11 protein-coding genes are annotated in these 14,070 nt (G+C 61.3%); 3 read left to right on the forward strand and 8 right to left on the reverse strand.

Annotation, left to right across the window (positions count from 1 at the left end):
- Nucleotides 1–86 precede the first annotated feature (86 nt).
- Nucleotides 87–1,352 (reverse strand): urea ABC transporter substrate-binding protein, encoded by a 1,266-nt coding sequence (gene urtA / locus JWR98_RS04575; protein ID WP_078731359.1) that lies wholly within the window; start codon nucleotides 1,350–1,352, stop codon nucleotides 87–89.
- A 305-nt stretch (nucleotides 1,353–1,657) separates the two neighbouring features.
- Between urtA and JWR98_RS29255 the strand changes: the two genes are divergently transcribed.
- Both JWR98_RS29255 and JWR98_RS29260 read left to right on the forward strand, forming a co-directional pair.
- Nucleotides 1,658–5,134, forward strand: a complete 3,477-nt coding sequence (locus JWR98_RS29255) for a DUF4329 domain-containing protein (protein WP_225908565.1) — start codon at nucleotides 1,658–1,660, stop codon at nucleotides 5,132–5,134.
- Nucleotides 5,071–7,515, forward strand: a complete 2,445-nt coding sequence (locus tag JWR98_RS29260) for a hypothetical protein (RefSeq protein WP_225908566.1) — start codon at nucleotides 5,071–5,073, stop codon at nucleotides 7,513–7,515. Before JWR98_RS29255 ends, JWR98_RS29260 begins: the two co-directional genes overlap by 64 nt.
- Here the strand turns inward: JWR98_RS29260 and JWR98_RS04585 are convergent.
- From JWR98_RS04585 to JWR98_RS04615, 7 genes are all read right to left on the reverse strand, one after another.
- On the reverse strand, nucleotides 7,512–8,888 hold the full coding sequence (locus JWR98_RS04585; protein ID WP_205489380.1) for a PepSY-associated TM helix domain-containing protein: 1,377 nt from the start codon (nucleotides 8,886–8,888) through the stop codon (nucleotides 7,512–7,514). The two genes, JWR98_RS29260 and JWR98_RS04585, sit on opposite strands and share 4 nt — an antisense overlap.
- Before the next feature lie 116 nt (nucleotides 8,889–9,004).
- Nucleotides 9,005–11,071 (reverse strand): TonB-dependent copper receptor, encoded by a 2,067-nt coding sequence (locus JWR98_RS04590; RefSeq protein WP_205489381.1) that lies wholly within the window; start codon nucleotides 11,069–11,071, stop codon nucleotides 9,005–9,007.
- A gap of 94 nt (nucleotides 11,072–11,165) precedes the next feature.
- On the reverse strand, nucleotides 11,166–11,573 hold the full coding sequence (locus JWR98_RS04595; RefSeq protein WP_078731363.1) for a DUF2946 domain-containing protein: 408 nt from the start codon (nucleotides 11,571–11,573) through the stop codon (nucleotides 11,166–11,168).
- A gap of 11 nt (nucleotides 11,574–11,584) precedes the next feature.
- Nucleotides 11,585–12,067 (reverse strand): copper chaperone PCu(A)C, encoded by a 483-nt coding sequence (locus JWR98_RS04600; protein WP_078731364.1) that lies wholly within the window; start codon nucleotides 12,065–12,067, stop codon nucleotides 11,585–11,587.
- Nucleotides 12,068–12,114: 47 nt separating this feature from the next.
- Nucleotides 12,115–12,510 (reverse strand): DUF2946 domain-containing protein, encoded by a 396-nt coding sequence (locus JWR98_RS04605; RefSeq protein ID WP_078731365.1) that lies wholly within the window; start codon nucleotides 12,508–12,510, stop codon nucleotides 12,115–12,117.
- Between the two features lie 96 nt (nucleotides 12,511–12,606).
- Entirely contained in the window at nucleotides 12,607–12,894 is a 288-nt protein-coding gene (locus tag JWR98_RS04610) for an addiction module antidote protein (protein WP_078823097.1), read from the reverse strand.
- 3 nt (nucleotides 12,895–12,897) lie between these two features.
- Nucleotides 12,898–13,200, reverse strand: a complete 303-nt coding sequence (locus tag JWR98_RS04615; protein WP_003171457.1) for a type II toxin-antitoxin system RelE/ParE family toxin — start codon at nucleotides 13,198–13,200, stop codon at nucleotides 12,898–12,900.
- Between the two features lie 519 nt (nucleotides 13,201–13,719).
- Here JWR98_RS04615 and JWR98_RS04625 point away from each other — a divergent pair.
- Nucleotides 13,720–13,956, forward strand: coding sequence for a DUF6124 family protein (locus JWR98_RS04625; RefSeq protein WP_078731368.1), 237 nt, complete (start codon nucleotides 13,720–13,722; stop codon nucleotides 13,954–13,956).
- Nucleotides 13,957–14,070 lie beyond the last annotated feature (114 nt).

Raw genomic sequence — 14,070 nt, forward strand, 5'->3', positions numbered from 1 at the left:
ATGGCGGTGTATCAGTCAGCACATGCAGTGCCTGACACTCAGCTATCGGGGGCAAGCCCCCTCCCACATTTGGCCTGTGGTGGGGCTTAGTTGCTCTTCACCGCATAGTCCGGCTTCTTGTCATTGCCAGGAATGTACGGGCTCCACGGCTGCGCGCGGATCGGCTCCTGGGTCTGCCACACCACCGAGAACTGCCCGTCGGCCTGGATCTCACCGATCATCACCGGCTTGTGCAGGTGGTGATTGGTCTTGTCCATGGTCAGGGTGAAGCCCGACGGCGCGGCGAAGGTCTGGCCGGCCAGCGCTTCACGCACTTTGTCGACGTCGGTGGACTTGGCTTTTTCCGCCGCCTGCGCCCACATATGGATACCCACGTAGGTGGCTTCCATCGGGTCGTTGGTCACCGCTTTGTCGGCGCCCGGCAGGTTGTGTTGCTTGGCGTACGCTTTCCAGTCGGCGACAAATTTCTTGTTCACCGGGTTCTCCACCGACTGGAAGTAGTTCCACGCGGCGAGGTTGCCCACCAGTGGTTTGGTGTCGATGCCGCGCAGTTCTTCTTCGCCCACGGAGAACGCCACCACCGGTACGTCGGTGGCCTTCAGACCCTGGTTGGCCAACTCTTTGTAGAACGGCACGTTGGAGTCGCCGTTCACGGTGGAGATCACCGCGGTCTTGCCGCCGGCGGAAAACTTTTTGATGTTGGCGACGATGGTCTGGTAATCGGCGTGGCCGAACGGGGTGTAGACCTCTTCGATGTCTTTGTCCGCCACGCCTTTGGAATGCAGGAACGAACGCAGGATCTTGTTGGTGGTGCGTGGGTACACATAGTCGGTGCCCAACAGGAAGAAGCGCTTGGCGCCGCCGCCTTCTTCGCTCATCAGGTATTCCACCGCCGGGATCGCCTGCTGGTTCGGCGCCGCACCGGTGTAAAACACGTTCGGCGACATCTCTTCGCCCTCGTATTGCACCGGGTAGAACAGCAGGCCATTGAGTTCTTCGAACACCGGCAACACGGATTTGCGCGATACCGAGGTCCAGCAGCCGAACACCACGGCGACCTTGTCCTGGGTCAGCAACTGCCGGCCTTTTTCAGCGAACAGCGGCCAGTTGGACGCCGGGTCGACCACCACCGGTTCAAGCATCTTGCCGTTCACCCCGCCCTTGGCGTTGATCTCGTCGATGGTCATCAACGCCATGTCCTTGAGAGACGTTTCGGAGATGGCCATGGTCCCGGACAGCGAGTGCAGGATGCCGACCTTGATGGTCTCGGCGGCCTGTACGGTCCAGGTCATGCCCATGGCGACGATGGATGCCGACAGGGTGAAAGCCTTGATCAAGCTGCGACGCTTCATTGGTGTGTTCTCCGTGAACCCGGTGTTGTTGTTGAGCTGCAGAAGGTTGATCAGGACGTTTGCAAGGGTTGTGCCTGCTTCGTGGCGGGCGTGTGCGGCGCCGCTTTGAGCGCCTGGTGACACGCGAGCAAGCACCGAAATGGCGCCGTAAATGTACGGCGGTGCGTGGGTGCACCGTCACGGTGCGTGGAGGGCGCGGCGCTTGAATTATCTACCGCCTGTGGGGTTTTCAGATGCGCAGGATGGATGGGCATCAAAGCCCGCGCGTTGCGCCGGGCCGTGCTCAACAGATATTCAGGTGCTCCATGGACGACCTTTCACCTCGCGACAAACGGGCGTTAACACCTCAAGCCAATCCCAAGCCTGTCCCGCTCAGCCCCGCGTTTATCAACATGGACGATGCAGCCTGCTATGTGCATGAAAAAATCGGCGCAAAGCGGACCGTCGAATATGGCAGCGTGATTTTCCAGCGTCTGTCGGACCAACTGTTCGTCGCCAGCGAGCCCATCTCCAGCAAGGCTACGACATTCAACTTCACCCTGTTGCTCGACCGCGAAAGCGCTTCGGGCGAGTTCGTTCATCCTGCGGGGCTGCGCATCGTCGCCAGCCTGCATTCGCACCCGGATACCCTGGATTCGACACAGCGGCTCAATCCGAAGTGGACGCCGCAACAGGTCAAGACTTTCATGAGTTTCTACTCAACGCTGGATATCGACTTCAACTACCAGGAGCGCAGACGCTTTACCGTGGCGTATCTCTCAGGCCCAGACGGAGCGTTGCTCAAGTACCGGCCCAGCGGTTCGGCGGCCGAGACCGGTTTTGTTCATTGGCTTAACACCTCGGGCCCATGGGAGTCGCCCCACGCCCATGACGGCACGTTGGAAGGCCTCTACAAAAAGCTGGCTTCTGTCGGGCGGCTGACTTTTTTACAATCAAGCCCCGCCTGGGGCGGCTCGGTGGGGGCTGTGCCGCGCGGTTGGGTGCCGTACCAGCCCTTCGACGCCCCCTCTCTGCCCGTGGCGTGCGGGCCGGTATTTACCGAGTTGGAAAAGGCCCTGGCGTACGCGCAGCGACGTTTCAACCGTGAGCCGAGCCAACGGCAACGGGCGTTCATATTCAAGCGAGGGCAGATTGAGCAGTACCTGGCTTCGCAGCCGCAACAGGCTGCGGCGTTGGGTTCGGTTGATCGGCAAAGCTTGCCGGTATTTCCCGAGGGCTGTCATCTGGAGGGTATCCATATTCACTCCAAGGTCTTGCCGGGACCCTACACCGGCGCCCAGGCCTGGCTGTATCAAACCTTCATCGCGCCGGCGGAGTTGGCCACGCAGATTGCCCAGTTCCGTCACTACGCACGCTCGCCCCAGGCGACCCTCAACGCCTCGCTTTACGTACGACTGCGCGATGAGGCGATTTTGCGCTACCGGTTTTCCGCTTCGCCTGCGGAGTCGCAATTGTTCATCGAGGACGAGGCCGGCGCGGTCAACGATGGCGGGATCCAGGCGCAGTTGGACGCAGGCCAACTCATGCCCCGTGCCTTTGTGTTGCGCGTGGCTGACGCCGCCGAGTTGAGCGTGGTCAAGACCAGCGCGCTGTGGGACAAAATCGGCGTGGTCGATAGAACTTGGCGGCCTTTTTCAAGCCTGCCCGAACCGCAACTGAGCCCGGCCTTTATCAGCGCCGACGACGCGGCGCGCTGGGCGCATGAGCAGATCGGCAGCCGGCGGGGTGAACCCTTCGGTGGCGTCGTCCTGCGGCTCGGTGTGCGTTACTACGCGACCGCGCCGCTACGCAACAGCTTTGAACATGGCGTGTTGCTGGCCAAGGACAGCGAGGGGCACTTCGTTTTTCCCGGCAATGGTCTGGTCGAGGCCTTCTATCACGCGCATCCGGCGCAAGCCGACGTTCCGGGCTTCACGGCGGACCAACTGACCCTGCGCAATAATTTCTTCTCCGTGGCCGGCCAACTGTTCAGCATCCAGAATCGAATATTCGCCACCACCCACTATTTTTCCGGGCCCGATACGGTGCTGCTCAAGTACGTAAGCAGTGATTCTGCGGCTGAGAAAAACCTGTACCAGCAACTGCGAGACGGTACGCTCCCCGTCTCCAGCGATTTTGAAAGCACGGTCTGGGCGTTGGCCGAGGCCGGCGAACTGTGGGTGCTGATCGCCGACGCAGTGTGGGGCGGCGTGCGTGGGCGAGTCACTCGGGGGTGGCGAATCAGAACCCCTGTGAGCCGCGATAACGGCGTGGCGCTGCAACCGTTTTACACCGAGGCCCGCGAAACCCCGGCCGACGCGGTGCTGTTGGGGTTGGCTAACGCCGGTGCGGTGGGGGGGGAAGTCAGTACAGGTTTTGTACTCAAGCACACCCGTGAAGAAATCTTCGTCGCGACCTTGTCCACCCTCGGCAGTGAACCCTTGTTTGCCCTGGATCAACTGTTTCCCACGCGGCCCGACGGCCAGGCGCGCTTACCTTCACAGTATCGACTGGAGGCGGTTTACCTCAGCGCAGGGAAAGAGCCGGACTACGCAGCGGCGCGGGAAGCCTGGCTGGCTGCGGCCTTCTTTACCCCGGCGCAGGTGCTGGCCGCAACGCGCCAGGCGCGCGCGACCCGCGCCATTCAGGACGCCGACCGAGGGTTGTCGCTGTACCTGTACGCTGTGGATACCGCCTTACTCAAAATCAAAGTGCCCGAGGCCACGCTCACCAGTCACCTGGTCAAGCTCAAGGCCTCCGGGGAGTTGGACGACAACGGCGCTCAAGCGGCCCTCGTCGCCGGCACGTTGAGCCCTCGCAACTACGTGCGCAGGCTGATGACGGCCTCTGACCTGTGGGTGCTCAAGCGCGGAGAGCTGTGGCGAACGGAGGGCCTGGTGGACAGTCGCGACGTGCTGCTGCGCCGCTACGACCGGGCGCCCTTGAGCCGTGCGTTTTTATCGGCGCGCGATGCTGCGGTGCATGCCCATGAACTGATCGGCCCCCGCCGGGCGCACTGTTTTGGCGGCTACGTCCTCAAGGGACAGGACGGTTTTTTCGTGATCACCGAGCCAATGCCGAGCAGCGCAAATCCGTTTATTTACCGGCTGTTCACGCCCCTCGACAGTCAAGGCCCGCTGATCCCACCGGAGCATTATGAGGTGCACGCTCGCTATGGCTCGCACGAGGCATTATCGAGGGTCTCGCCCGAATGGGTCGCGCAACGCGGTTGGACGCGTGAAGAGGCGTTGATCAACTTGCAGATGTTTTCCACGGCCGAGATCGGTTCAATCATCTCGACGGGGCGTACGGCGTATTTATCGGGGGCCGACGATTGCCTGTTGGAGTACACCCCGACCGAGTCCCCGGCGCAACAGGTGCTGATGGCCAATATCGACGCGCAGGCCGGCAACGACCGCCTGCAGCACAGGCTTGACCAAGGGCGTATCCGGCCGGCGGACTGGGTTACGCGATTGGCCCAGGCCGGGGACCTCGGAATTATTCTGGGCAACTCGTTGTGGGGGCCGCGATCGGCGGTATTCAGTGATTGGACGCCGGACTTCGTCTACGCCTCCAGCACTGGCCCGCTCGCTTATGTCACCTACGCGCGGTGTTTACCCGCGCCGATGATGCCGCGCGTGACCTTCACTTGCGCGTGCATGATCGCAATCTTGCTGACCCCTCCTGTTTTGCATTCATCCTCAAACACAAGGACCGTCAGCAATATATCGCGACCGAAGTGGTCAGCATCAATGCGCACAAGCTGTTTGATCTGCGTAGCTTGTTTGTCGCAAAAGGCTTGAACGATTATGTGTTTCCCGAAGGCTTCGGCTTGCATGCGCTGTTTCGTTCGCAGCAATGGGCCAGGCAGGGGCTCAGTCCGGCGATGGCCTGGTTGACGGCGTATTTCGTCACGCCCCCGGTGCTGTACAACGCGCTGTTTGAAACCCACCGAGACACGGCGCAAAGCCGGCCGCTGTACTTTTCGACCCTGGACGGTGCGCTGCTGCGCTATGTGCCTTCACCCATCGATGTCGGTTCGGGCGGCGTGGCGGACAAGCTGTTGATCGAGGAGGCGACCCAGCTGTACTCCGGCCAGAAATCGCCCCTGCAATTTATCCGCGATTGGACGGAAAAAGGCCTGCTTGAGGTGGTGCGCACCAGCCAGTGCTGGGACGTGAGCGGGCTGGTGAGTAATACCTGGAGCGGTTTCCAGGCCATGAGCCGGCGGCGATTGGGGCCGGCATTCGCCACTGCCGATGATGCTGTTCGGCACGCGGCCGGGTTAGTGGGAGGCGGACGTCGTCGTCCTCTCGGTGGGGTGGTGCTCAGGCTGGTCAATGGCCTGTATGCGGCGACTGAACCTGTGGCCGTGCCGCTTTCGGGGTTCTCATGGCAGTGGATTTACCCCGATCAGTCCGTTGAAAACGGGCTCTACCCCGCAGGCGCTACCACGGTTGCCCGTTATCGGTCCGTGCTGGACCAGGAAGTGCCGCTGCTGTTATCGCCGACGCAGCGCGACCTCTACAAAACCATGATCCCCAGTGCGGTACTGGCCAATCTGCTGCACCGCGAGCCGCATATCAAGTGTGAATACCTGTTCGGGCCCATGGGGTCGATTCTCAGCTATCAGCTGTCGGGCTCCGCTGAAGAGGCGCGGCTTAAAGAGCGTCTCAAGGCGCTGAATCAGGCCAGAGGCGACCTTGCGGACAATGCGGTAGAACAACAGTTTCGCAGTGGCGCGCTGTCGCCTCAGGACTTTGTCATGCAGGTGGCGAAGGCCGGTGAGTTGCGGGTGGTGCAAGATCATGCGCTATGGGGGATCGCCAGGCGAATCACCTTGGGGTTTGTACCCCATGCCGTTATCCCTGAGCCTGTGCAAGTGCGCCAGGTATTCGCCGATGTGCCCTGCAGCCCGATCTTCAGCCGGGCGTTCGATGCGGTGCGTTATGCCCAGCGCGTGGCGACGCGGCAGGCCGCGGTCGCTTTCGGCTACGTGCTCAAGGCGGTGAACAAGCCGCTGTACATGACGACCTTGCCGCTTGTGCGCGAGACGTTTACTGACCTGCGACGCGTGTTCGTCGATGGCCTGTTGCCCCAGGGTTATCAATTGACAGGCATGTATTTGTGCGCGTCGGATGAGGCGATAGCCGCGTCAGGGGATGAGATGGCCAGGCATTTTTTTGCACCTCAACACATCGTCAGCGCGTTGGGCTTCCTGCGTTCACGTAATGGCAACGGATGGCCGTTGTACCTGGTGTGCAACGATGGGGCGCTGTTGCAGTATGTATTTTCAAAGCATGCTTCATTGCTGGCGCTGACTAACGAGGCGCACCGTCAGCGTATGCAGCTGCTCGAAGGCTCGCTCAAGGTGCTTGATTACGTTCAGAACCTGGCTGGTAACGGTGAGTTGACCATTCGTGTGACCAGTTCGATATGGGGGCGCAAGGAGCAGGTCACGTATGGCTGGGTGCCACGCAGAGCGCCCCACGCGTTTATCGACGATCCGTATTTTCATTCGTTCTGTGGGCCGCTGTATTTTTACGCCGATGATGCGGCGCGTTTTGCCCATCATCGGCTCCAGCCAACCCGTGAAAAACAGTATCTGGGCGCGGTACTGGCACCCAAGGATACGGTGGGTTTTGTCTCGCTCGACCCCGTGGAAGATCGGAGGATGGGGAACTGGAAAACGCAGTCGCGGTTGTTCCGGGCAGGCAGTCCCGGGCTCGACGTCCCCGACGATCATGAGCTGAGCACTTACAAGGTCGCGGCGGTGCAGGCCTTCTTCCAGGCAATAACGACCACACAAAGTCGCGAACCACTGGACCAGCGCTTGTTGAATAACTTCGTACCCAAGGATGATTTGCGCGACTACATCGCGGTGGTCCAGCGTAATTTGCCGCAGGCCACGGGTTGCTACTTTTCTTGCCGGGGCGGTGCGCTGCTCAAGTATGTACCAGCCTTGAATGACGCCGAAACCCAACTGCTGAGCACCGACACATGGCCGACGCCCAGCAGGTTGGTCAGCCGGTTGCGCGCCCTTGGGCACTTGTCGGTACTGGAACCCGATGCCTTCTGGACCCACCGGGGCGTACTGGGCGAGGAGTGGAAGCTCAAGGCGGTGGAGCAAGCGCAACCGGAGGTCGGCGATTTCTGGTATGTGCGACCCAAGGATGAACTCTAAGCAGGCGTGCTATCCCTTTGGCTGAACAACCGCGCCAATACCAGGCGGTCCAGAACCCAGATCAGGATCAATGAAGCGCCGACCAGAGGGAACATAATCGCCAAGCCCAGCATGATGACCATCGCGGTTTTCCACTTCGGCAAGTCATGGCGCAACGGCGGAACCCCCAGGCCGCCCTGGGGCCGGCGTTTCCACCAGATCACCACGCCACTGACCGCGCTGAGCAGAATCATCAGGCACACCACCAGCACGATCAGTTGGTTGACCCAGCCGAACATCTTGCCCTCGTGCAGCATCACGCCGGTTTCGGTGGCGCGGGCGACGAGGTTGTAGTGTTCCCAGCGCACGTCGGCCAGGACTTTGCCGGTGTACTGGTCCACGTGCAGGGTGGCATCAAAGCGCGGGTCGTCGGCGAACACGGCAATGGTGAATACGCCGTCGGCGGTGGTGGGGAAGGTGATGCTGTAGCCGGGCTCGACCTTGCGGGCGGTGGCCAGGTCCACCACCTGTTGCAGGCGAATGGTCGGCGCGGCGGGGGCCGAGTGCAGGGCGCCGTGGTTCATGTGTTCGGCATGGTCGCCGGACATCGGCATCGGCGTGTTTTCCATGGCCCAAGGCACGGTCTGTTGCGTTGCGGTGTTGAGGACGCGGGCCTGCTGATCGGACTGCGGCACGTCGTTCCACATGGCGGCGGGGAAGCGGTTCCACAGGTCGGCGTATTGCTTGCCCCAGAAGCCGGTCCAAGTCATGCCGCTGAGCAGCATCACCAGCAAGAACGCTGCGCCCCAGAAGCCGGCGACGGCATGCATATCGCGCCAGAACAGCCGTCCACGGCTGCTAAAGCGTGGCCACAACACCCCCGCCGAAGACTTGCCGCGCGGCCACCACAGGTACAGGCCCGACACCACCAGCATCACGCCCCAACCGGCGGCGAGTTCCACCAGCCGGTCGCCGAGGGTGCCAATCATCAGCTCGCCGTGCAGTGCGCGGGCGATGGCTTGCAGGTTGTATTTCGCGTCCTGCTCGCCGAGCACGGTGCCGCGGTACGGGTCGACGAACACCGTGATTTCGCGTCCGCCGTTGTGCAGCACAAATTGCGCGCTGCTGGTGGCGTCGGCGGGGGGCAGGTATTTGCTGATTGCGCCTTGGGGGTAGGCCGCCTTGGCGCGTTGCAGTTGTTCGTCGGCGCTCAGTGCGTGTTCGGCGGCGGGGACGGTCAGCAGGTGGCCGTACATCAAGGGGTCGAGCTGGGGTTTGAACAGGTAGATGATGCCGGTGATTGCCAGCAGCACCATGAAGGGGGCGACGAAGAGGCCGGCGTAGAAGTGCCAGCGCCAGGCCAGGTTGTAGAAGGAAATTTTTTGCTTGTTCATCATCGGGCTCCGCAAGGCTTTGGGTTTTTTGTGTCAGGTACACCGCCATCGGGGGCAAGCCCCCTCCCACATTTGGGAGGTATTCCAATGTGGGAGCTGGCTTGCCTGCGATGCTTTTAGAAGCTCATGTCGACCTTGGTCCAAAGGGTTCGACCGGGCTCCTTGATGGCCTGCGGATCACTCGCCGGATAGCCGAACCCGGCATTGCCCGCCAGGTTCAGATGCTCGGCGTAGGCTTTGCCGAACAGGTTGTCGACGCCGGTGCTGACCTTGAAGTTTTTGTTGATACGGTACGCCGCGTTCAGCGAGAACACGCCAAAACCGCCGCTCTTGTCGTAGTCCTTGCCGACCACGTTGCCCTTGTTCGGGTCGATACGGTGTTGCGCGGCCACCACGCGCCACAGGGCACCGGCGCTCCAGTCGTCTTCGCTGTAGGTGAGGCCCAGGCGTGCATCCAGCGGCGGCATTTGCGGCAGGGGTTTACCGTCGCTGCTGTTCTTGCCCCAGGCGTAGGCGAGGGTGGCGTCGGCTTTCCAGTGGCGGGTCAGCGTGTACGCTGCGCCGAGTTCGCCGCCCATGATGCGTGCGTCGACATTGCGTGCCTGGGAGGTGGTGCCCATCATTCCAGGTCGGTAGTCGAACAGGATGAAATCGCGCACCTGGCCTATGTAGCCCGAGGCCCAGGCTTGGAGGTTGTCGGTTTTGTACTGCGCACCGAAGTCCAGTTGGGTGGTCTTCTCCGGCTTCACGCCGTCGAAGGCATTCACGGAACCGGCGGCGCCGGTGTTGGGAGAAAACAGCTCCCAGTAGTCCGGGAAACGTTCGGCGTGGCCCAGGCCGGCGTAGAGGGTGGTGGGGCTGTCGGCCAGGTCGTGCTCGTAGCGCATGAAGCCCGACGGCAGGGTGTCGGCGCGGGTGTCGTCGGCGGTCGGATTGGGACGGGACATCATTCCCGAGCCCGTGCGTTGACGAAAATCCTTGGCCGAGGCGCGGTCCAGGCGCGCGCCGCTGATCAGGCGGTCGCGGTCGGCGGCGTACCAGGTCAGTTCGCCGAACACGCCGTAGTTGTGGAAGTTGGCGTCCTTGGCGCGCGGCAGGTCCTTGTAGGTGTCGATGCCCATGCTGCTGCGTGCGCGGTGTTCGTTGGTCTGTGCATCCAGGCCGCCGATCAATTGCAGGTCGGCCCAGCGCCAGGTGGCTTTGACCCGCGCACCGAGGGTGCGACGGTCGACGTTGGAGGCCATCGGCCCCGCCATCATCCCGGTGCCCGAGGGCGTGCGCAGGCTGTAGTTATCCATCACATGGTCGGCGTAGTTGTAGTAGACCTGGGCCTCGACCTTGTCCAGCACCTCGCCGAGATTGGATTTTTCGAAGCGCAGGCCCAGGCTTTCGCGCAGGAATTGCGAGCCGTCCATACCGCGCCCGGCGTAGCGTGCCTCGCCGTCGCCACGGCCGGCGGTGAGTTCCAGCAGGGTGTCGGCGTCCGGGGTGAACCCCACGGCCACGTCGCCGTTCCACTTGTCGTAGCGCGAAGCCACGGTGTCGTTGTTGCCGTCCTTGTAGTCGTCGGCGTGGGCCTGGTTGCCGATTACCCGCACATAGCCCAACGGTCCGCCGGCGGCGGCATCGATGACCTTGTCGAAACGTCCGTTGGAGGCGGCCAGCACACTCGCATTCAGCCGTGTCCCCAGCTCACCAAAGTGTTCCGGCTCACGCTCGAACAGGATCGTGCCGGCCGAGGCGCCGGGGCCCCAGAGCACGGTTTGCGGGCCTTTGATCACGGTGAGGGTGTCGTAGGTTTCCGGCGAAATGTACGAGGTGGGCGCATCCATGCGGCCGGGGCAGGCGCCGAGCATCATGCTGCCGTTGGTAAGGATATTCAGGCGCGAACCGAACATGCCGCGCAGCACCGGGTCGCCATTCGTGCCGCCGTTGCGCACCAGGGCGAAGCCGGGGATGGTCTTGAGGTAGTCGCCGCCATCGCTGGCGGGCACGGGTTGACGCGGGTCCTTGGGGTTGGTGACCACGGTCAGCGGTGAGCTGGGGGCGATGGCGGTGATCACGGTGGGGCTCAGTTCATGCTCATGCTCTTCGGCATGGGCCTGGGGCGTCAGCAATGCACCGCATAAAACGGCGAGCACGGGGGTACATCCCAATCGGGTGTCGGCAGAAAACCTGGACATGACAAATTCCATCAATCAAATCGTAAACAACACGGCCAGCAGCCTGCGGCTGTCTGTCTAAAGTCGGCCGGGGTGAAGTAACGGTGTAAGAGGCTTACGCGGCGATGGGCGGCGCGCGGCTGCGGGCGCCGGGGAAGATGCTCCGCCGGGCATGGCCCAGGCGCGTGGCGGGGGTGAGGGCATTGGCCGGCGGCGGTGTACCGAGGGCCACGAATGACAAGCTGCCGGGCAGGGCGGGGCAACTGAACAGCAGGTCGCAATAACCGCACTTGGCCCACAGGGCGTGGTGTTCGGCCGGGGCTTTAGGGTGATGGGATTCGCCATGTTCGCCCGGCATGTCCATGGACATGCTCATCGGCATCGACATACCGGCGTGATGGTCCATCGGCATCGCTTGGGAAATCAGCGGACCGATAAAGATCATCAGCATGGCGAACAGGCTGATCCAACCGCCGCGCTTCACGCGGTGGTGTGGAGAGAGCCTGGCGCGAGGGGCGCCCATTGGGTGTTGGCCTATTGAGCGTGCTTATGCTCGTGAGTGGTCATCGGCGGCATCTTTTGTACCGAGACTTGCACCTCGACCTTGCCGGCTTTTTCGAAGGTCAGGGTCAGGGGGAATTGTTTGCCGTCGGCCAACAGGCTGCGGTCTTTGATACCCAGCAACATCACGTGGTAAGCCATGGGCGCGAAGGTCAACTCGCCTTTGGCCGGTACGGCGACATTCGGCACCTGTTGCATTTTCATCAGGTCGCCCTGCATCACATGCTCATGCAGCTCTGCTTTTTCCGCCAGGGAAGTGTCGGCACTGAGCAAGCGATCCGGGGTGGCGCCGGTGTTATGAATCACAAAGTACGCCGCGACGGTGGGTGCATTGGGCGGCAACTCCTGAGACCAGGGGTCGCTGACCAGCAGGTCGCCGGCCTTGTAGTCTTCGGCATTGGCGGCACTGAACACCGGCAGCAGCAATGCGGCCAGAAGCAGGGAAGATTTAAGCATGGCTGTTCTCCAGAACGGTTCTAAACGCAGTTCGCTTGCGAAGAAGATCAGACCGTTGGAGAGGCGCGGGGGTTGAGGCTCGGCCATTGCTGGCGCGGGGTTGGCGGTGCTGTCGACGGTGGCGGCAGGCTCTCGACCGCCTCGAACCGCGTGACGTACAACTGCGGCACATGCCCCGGCAACGCCACCAACGGCGCCCCGCCGGAGCAACACCAGCAATGCTGCATGGTGGAATGATCGTCCTGTTGCGGCGCCGGAATTTCCAGTTTGCCCAGGGCAATCGTCTTCAGGCTTGCGCCATTGGAAGAACAGAACCCGCCCCACATCAATTGCTTGACCGGGTCGTCCGTCTGCCGCATCGCATTGGCCAGCGGCATGGCAAAGGCGTTGAACAGCACTGCGAGGCAGGCGATCCAGGCAATTGCAAAGCGTTGACGGGCCATGGCGGACAATCCGTAGGGTTAAAGGAGCAGGCGCGTATTTAGCCTGATCGCAGGGGATAAGTAAAAAGGGGCGGTGTGGTTTGGTGTCGCAGTGGCTCAGACCGCCTTGGCGTGAAGCTTGAGGCCCAGCGCCTTCATGACTTTCATGATAGTCGCGAACTCGGGATTGCCAGTGCTGGAGAGGGCTTTGTACAGACTTTCTCGTCCAAGGCCGGCGTCGCGGGCTATTTGGGTCATGCCTTGGGCGCGGGCGATATTGTTGAGCGCTGAGCGAATCAGCAATCCGTCACCGGCGTCCTCCTCGAAAGAAGCTTCGAGATACTCCGCCATGTCCTCAGGGGTCGTCAGATGCTCGGCTATATCGAAATCTTTAAATTGAGTCATGGGTCACTCCTTTTTCTCAAATTCATCGGCAATTTCTTTAGCGCGCTCGATGTCGCGTTTTTGCGTTGATTTATCGCCACCTATCAACAGTAGGTAAACCACCTCACCTATACGCTTGAAGTACACCCGGTATCCAGGGCCGTAGTGGATGCGCATTTCGGATACGCCATTTCCGACGTTTACGCAGTCTCCAAAATTGCCCATTCTTGCGTTATCCAATCTTGTCAGCACGCGTCCATGGGCGGGTTTACTGCGTAGCGAATAAAGCCATTCCTGAAACTCATCAGATCTCTTGAAGTGAATCATCTAGGATCGTATTCCTTGGGATACATATTGGCAAGTTGTGACGCACTGCAAAAGCAGTGCATCCCCATCGCGGGCGCCGGAGCAAAACCGCGAGAGGGGAGGTTAGGGCGGAAGCTTTTGACTGAGCCAGCCAGCTTGTTCGGAAGTGTTTGTAGGGGTATTCGGCTTTCTACGGTCAAGCCTGAGAGCCGGCCGTTCGGCTGGTTATTCGTATAAACAGAAATTTCCGACAAGGTTTTGAGGTTGTCCCTAGGACACTCGATCTCTAGTCTCCGTACACCGCTGCAAACGCAGCGGTCGGGCGTCGCGGCCCGGTTTACCAATGCGCCTATGCGCCATTGTCCGCTTTCAGTTGGCGCTTTTTTATCGTCTACTGTGCGGCTATATGGTGGCTGTGCGCGGGATACCTTCGGGTATGCCGGGTTCATTGGTAACCGGTCCGCGAACCTGCGTACAGCTGCCACCCTCTATCGCGTCGCGGCGATCAGTGGCAGCTCCACTTACCAATGGAACTTCACAATGATTAAACCCACCCCCAATCCCCCCATCCGGCTGTTTACCGTGGCTGACGGATTCAGTACGGAAGACCTGCTGGTCAACCTTAGCGAAACACTTGCATCGGCCAATGCGCTGAGCTGTGACCTGGCGTTTGATTTGGAAGGCCCGAAACGAGAGGAATTGCTCGGCGTTGCGCAGTTGATTGAGCTGGCGCAGTTGTTGGCGGATCGCGTGCAGACGGCAGCAGTAGCTGGATGACGCAGTTTTAAATGTGGGAGGGGGCTTGCTCCCGATGGCGGTGTGAAGTCAGTCAATCAGTGACTGACACACCGCTATCGGGAGCAAGCCCCCCCCCACATTGGATCGGTGGTG

Source organism: Pseudomonas lactucae, from assembly GCF_016937615.1.
In the GTDB taxonomy this organism is placed as follows: Bacteria; Pseudomonadota; Gammaproteobacteria; order Pseudomonadales; family Pseudomonadaceae; genus Aquipseudomonas; species Aquipseudomonas lactucae.

Excerpts from the sequence above, each read along its gene's own strand:
- urtA (WP_078731359.1), bottom strand. The coding sequence starts at position 1,352 with ATGAAGCGTCGCAGCTTGATCAAGGCTTTCACCCTGTCGGCATCCATC.
- JWR98_RS29255 (WP_225908565.1), top strand. The coding sequence starts at position 1,658 with ATGGACGACCTTTCACCTCGCGACAAACGGGCGTTAACACCTCAAGCC.
- JWR98_RS04585 (WP_205489380.1), bottom strand. The coding sequence starts at position 8,888 with ATGAACAAGCAAAAAATTTCCTTCTACAACCTGGCCTGGCGCTGGCAC.
- JWR98_RS04590 (WP_205489381.1), bottom strand. The coding sequence starts at position 11,071 with ATGTCCAGGTTTTCTGCCGACACCCGATTGGGATGTACCCCCGTGCTC.
- JWR98_RS04595 (WP_078731363.1), bottom strand. The coding sequence starts at position 11,573 with ATGGGCGCCCCTCGCGCCAGGCTCTCTCCACACCACCGCGTGAAGCGC.
- JWR98_RS04600 (WP_078731364.1), bottom strand. The coding sequence starts at position 12,067 with ATGCTTAAATCTTCCCTGCTTCTGGCCGCATTGCTGCTGCCGGTGTTC.
- JWR98_RS04605 (WP_078731365.1), bottom strand. The coding sequence starts at position 12,510 with ATGGCCCGTCAACGCTTTGCAATTGCCTGGATCGCCTGCCTCGCAGTG.
- JWR98_RS04610 (WP_078823097.1), bottom strand. The coding sequence starts at position 12,894 with ATGACTCAATTTAAAGATTTCGATATAGCCGAGCATCTGACGACCCCT.
- JWR98_RS04615 (WP_003171457.1), bottom strand. The coding sequence starts at position 13,200 with ATGATTCACTTCAAGAGATCTGATGAGTTTCAGGAATGGCTTTATTCG.
- JWR98_RS04625 (WP_078731368.1), top strand. The coding sequence starts at position 13,720 with ATGATTAAACCCACCCCCAATCCCCCCATCCGGCTGTTTACCGTGGCT.